Raw genomic sequence first — 4,201 nt, 5'->3', positions numbered from 1 at the left:
ATTCACTCGCAATGACAATTATTCCCTCACTTTATTGTTATTCCTCTTTTTCAAAGTGGATTGCCATTTCACTTGTGCTTCATTTGCAATGACAGATTGATTCACTAGATTCCTACACATTGCAAACAAGTCTTGCAATGATAGATTAGATAGGTGGATTACTCGCAATAACAATACCTTTAGAGACTCTAACAAAGCCTTTGAATATGATGATAGAATTGAATAGGTGGATTGCTACATTAGAGATATATAAAAGCAAATTTGTTGCAAGAATCCTTTTTATCTCTTTATATAATTCTCTCCGAATGGCATAAGATAATCTAATCCGCTTGTATGGATATAGCCCTCATAGAGCTTTATTTGAGAGGGAGAGTTATGAAAGGTGTCCATGTAGGAAGGAGTGATAAATTTTTTTATACTTCCTAAATTCCATTGTGATTGGTAACCAAATATCTCTTCTTTCGCCTCTTTGAAAAAATAATGATCACTACCTAAAGCCTTCGTATTATCATCTGGTGGTCTTACTACCCATACTTTTGCCCAATTATTTGGGAGTATGTTTTGCACATAGATGAGATATGTATCTCTCCATAGGGGATTGATGAGTTTAGATTTGTTGGATTGATAGTAGGATTTTTGCATAGTGTATTGGTAGTAAGAGATATAGCCTCCGCTATCTGTGCTACCTTGTTCTTTATATTTACGAAATAGTTCATAGCCTTTGGAAGCTATCGTTTTGTGCAATTTGCTCTCATTATCTAATAACTCTTCGGTTTTTTTTAGCTTATGTGAAAAAAGCTGTGCAATAACCTTACCTTCTTTAGTATCTGGTCTATCTTTAAGATTTACAATGAAATCATTAAAGTTTGTTTTAGTGGTGGCAAGAGCATTAGTTGATAGTGGAGAGAAAATTTTATTATAAGAAATGTGCTTGATTATGCCAGATTCTTCCCATGAGGTAATATTTTCCTTAAAGTTTAGCTTTGTATTTGTAGGTAAAATATAGTGGGATTTGATGATACCTAAGGCAAGTGTAATCGCCCATGAATCAAGGTCATTTTGTGCCAAGAGAAATGTATCATAAAGTGGGAAAGTGATAGGTTCAGCTTTGTTAAGCTCGTTGGGGTGCATCATATCAAGGGTATCAATGTCGTATTGCAAGGATACACTATACCACTCAAACTCTATTTCCATAGGCACAAACATCGCAGTCCCAAATCTCACTTCAAAGAATCTCTTTCTATGATATGTATCCATTCCAGCCTTTGATAGAATCTCTTTTACAAACTCATAGTTTATATCATAGTTTGGTTTCATTTCTATTATTTCTCTAGGATTATCTTCATTGCTTATCTTTTTAGGGAAATCTTTGGCATAGAGATAGGCATAGTTGAGATAAGGATTTTCTTCAGGAAAAAAGATTAAATCTATATGTTTATTATACTTCATATCATAGCTCCAAGCAATACGAAGAGTGCCTTTGAATTTAATTCTATCAGTAACTTTTGGGAATTTATCTCTATTTTTTGATATACATTGAAGATTCTGTGGCAATTCATCAAAAGGAGTGTCTTTGTATTCATTGTCTAGGTTGTAAGCATAGAATAAATACTCATTAAGCGTGTCGCTATCTGCTTTGAATGATTCTATTTTGTATTCTTTTACTTGCATTGTTATCCTTTATGCGTATTTATCCCTTAAAAGCGTATTTTAACACAAAATAAACAGCTAATGTGGCGACAAAAAGTGAAAATGCCCAAAAGAAAATTTATTATAGATACGCCAAAATAGAAATCCCATAAGCAAGATTCTCACCCATACTTTGAGCCATTTCAAAATCTCTCTTCGCCATCATACACTAGAGCGAATATAGGGAGAAAATAAAGAATAATCCAAGCAATAAAAATTTTTATTTTACTTTTGATTTTAAAGAAACAAACAAGCATTATGCTTGCTAATATGATAATTTCCATTTAGAATCCTTTAATCGATGGAGGATTATCTTTGATATAATCCAAAATACCATACCAAGATTTATTCTCATAGATATATTTTAAATTTTTCCCATAGCTTGAGATTCTCTCTTTTGCTAAGGCATTATAAAGTGTGCCTATTTTTTCAATCGCTTTCATCAATACAATCCTATAACACAGATTTAAGGGTAAAGAGTAAAATTTTAAGAATAAAATAGATAACCAACGCAACAATAAAAAACACTAAAGCCCAAACAAAACTCATAAAGATAATTCCAAACCAAACTTCTATTACTTCTTGAGTTCCCATTCTATACGCATAATATAGGTTTGAGGATTCGCCATCATATACGAAGCACGAAAATGGAATAAAACAAAACAGAATCCAAAAACAAAATACAAGAAGTTTTCTCTTAACAAATAGCAAAACAATCACCATCGAACAAATGCTTAGCGACATACCTAGCATCTAAAATCCTTTTGTTGCGGGTGGATTGTTTCTCATATAATCTATTAAATCTTGAAAGGTAGGAGGCTTTGGCTTTAACCAAGTTTGATTATCATAATAGTATCGTAAGACTGCACCATAACTTGAGTTTCTCTCTTTTGCTAAGGCATTATAAAGTGTGCCAATTTTTTCAATGGTAGGGTTTTCTAGTCTAGCAATGATTCTTTTAACCAATTCATAACCCATAAGAATATTAATCTCTTTGTTGTTTTTGACTTGTTCTTTTGTATAGTTCATTTGCTTAGCTAATTCTATCCAGTAATCATAATTGACATTCATAGGGCGAAAAGATTTATTCCAAGGATAATAAGCATCATAATACCCATGTGTGGATTCTAAGTAAATAATTGCCTTAACTAATCTATTATGGTTTATATGGCTTGTTTCAGTATTTACACATACAATTCTATCAATTATAGATTGATTTTCTGTAACCTCTTCAAAATCGTGTTTTTGATACCAAGGAATATCGCTAGACATACCCCTCTCATACCCCTCAATATTAAATATAGCAGGAGTATTATCAATAATACTTTGCTTTCTCTCTTGCTCTTTTGAAAGCATAGGAATTGATTGTGTTGTTATTATATCTTGAGGGAAGTTATTCATCACTCTAATTTCTATATGTTCTACCACTTGATATGGTGAAGAGTGATTGGTTTTATTATTATCTCCGTACAAAAACTTATCAATAAACCCTATTTTATCGTCAATCTTTTTAATAGCTTTTGTAAGTTCATGTTTTTTGCTAGAATCTGCTTTTAATACATTGTCTAAAACAATTCCGTTAGATTTAGCTTCTTCTTTTGCAATAATAAGACAACCATCAGAATTTTTAGGAGAAGTTGCTTTTGTGTCGCCATTGTGTATAAGTATATTTCTATTTTTATCAACAAAATTATTTTTTAGATTTAAGACATTCTGATTGTAAGCACCTATATTACCGACATTTTTATGCCACTCTACATCATATCTCCCACTTGGGATTCTAAGCTTTACTTCTCCTGCTATTGTATCTGGTCCCGGTCTATCAAGGATATAGGCATAGGGATTATCTTTTTCTTCTTGTGAGGTTGTAAGTGGATTGAAGTATTCATATTGCCCCGTTTTCTCTCCTATGATATTGCCATTACTATTTACCCTCTTTCCATCGATATAGATATTCATTCTTGCTTTTGTGGATTCTAATGTTTGTTGAAATCGCTCTATAATGATTAATACTCTCTTTTGATATTTGACTTTAAGAGGGATAGAGAGGTCTTGAGGTATCCTATGTAGATTGAAGAGAGTGCAAATATCTTTTTGATTTCCTAATAAATCTATATTGAGTATATTGAGTTGCTCTTTATCGTATGATAGTGTAACATTATAGTTTCCCTCTGCCATAGGCTTTGATGAATCTGTATGGATTTTATCATCTTGCTTTTTATGTGTTTCATCATCATAATAATAAAATTTATCTTTATTTCGTATCTTAAATCTATTTCTCTTAGATTCTTTATTTGTATCAATAGGGCTTAATGGTGTCCCACTCCTAGCTTCCCATTCTCCTAGCTTTCTCTCATTTTCTAATAAGCATAAAGTTTGTCCATCAAATTTTAATCTCAAGCGAGATTCTACCATCTTAAGCTCTATGGAGGTTACTCTATCCTTTGTTACTTTTCTACTAGAACCTTTGCCTGTATCTGAATATACATGATAGGCGTTAATTTTACTATCA

Annotated in this window: 4 protein-coding genes and 1 pseudogene; all 5 read right to left on the bottom strand. The window is 32.0% G+C overall.

Annotated features, from left to right (window positions below):
* Window positions 1-279: 279 nt before the first annotated feature.
* Window positions 280-1,671: a hypothetical protein gene (locus tag CQA53_RS10290; RefSeq protein WP_115543879.1), complete on the bottom strand. Its 1,392-nt coding sequence runs from the start codon at window positions 1,669-1,671 to the stop codon at window positions 280-282.
* 161 nt (window positions 1,672-1,832) lie between these two features.
* Window positions 1,833-1,973, bottom strand: a complete 141-nt coding sequence (locus tag CQA53_RS12520; RefSeq protein ID WP_181882434.1) for a hypothetical protein — start codon at window positions 1,971-1,973, stop codon at window positions 1,833-1,835.
* A complete protein-coding gene (locus CQA53_RS12515; protein ID WP_181882433.1) occupies window positions 1,974-2,132 on the bottom strand; it encodes a hypothetical protein in 159 nt (52 codons plus the stop codon).
* Between the two features lie 10 nt (window positions 2,133-2,142).
* Entirely contained in the window at window positions 2,143-2,442 is a 300-nt protein-coding gene (locus CQA53_RS10285) for a hypothetical protein (protein ID WP_115543878.1), read from the bottom strand.
* A pseudogene (locus CQA53_RS12510) lies at window positions 2,443-4,201 on the bottom strand (hypothetical protein); the annotation flags it as partial. It lies immediately after the preceding gene.

It is taken from the genome of Helicobacter didelphidarum, assembly GCF_003364195.1.
In the GTDB taxonomy this organism is placed as follows: Bacteria; Campylobacterota; Campylobacteria; order Campylobacterales; family Helicobacteraceae; genus Helicobacter_A; species Helicobacter_A didelphidarum.
This window is presented reverse-complemented; position numbering and strand designations above follow the sequence as displayed.

Excerpts from the sequence above, each read along its gene's own strand:
- CQA53_RS12515 (WP_181882433.1), bottom strand. The coding sequence starts at position 2,132 with ATGAAAGCGATTGAAAAAATAGGCACACTTTATAATGCCTTAGCAAAA.
- CQA53_RS10290 (WP_115543879.1), bottom strand. The coding sequence starts at position 1,671 with ATGCAAGTAAAAGAATACAAAATAGAATCATTCAAAGCAGATAGCGAC.
- CQA53_RS10285 (WP_115543878.1), bottom strand. The coding sequence starts at position 2,442 with ATGCTAGGTATGTCGCTAAGCATTTGTTCGATGGTGATTGTTTTGCTA.
- CQA53_RS12520 (WP_181882434.1), bottom strand. The coding sequence starts at position 1,973 with ATGGAAATTATCATATTAGCAAGCATAATGCTTGTTTGTTTCTTTAAA.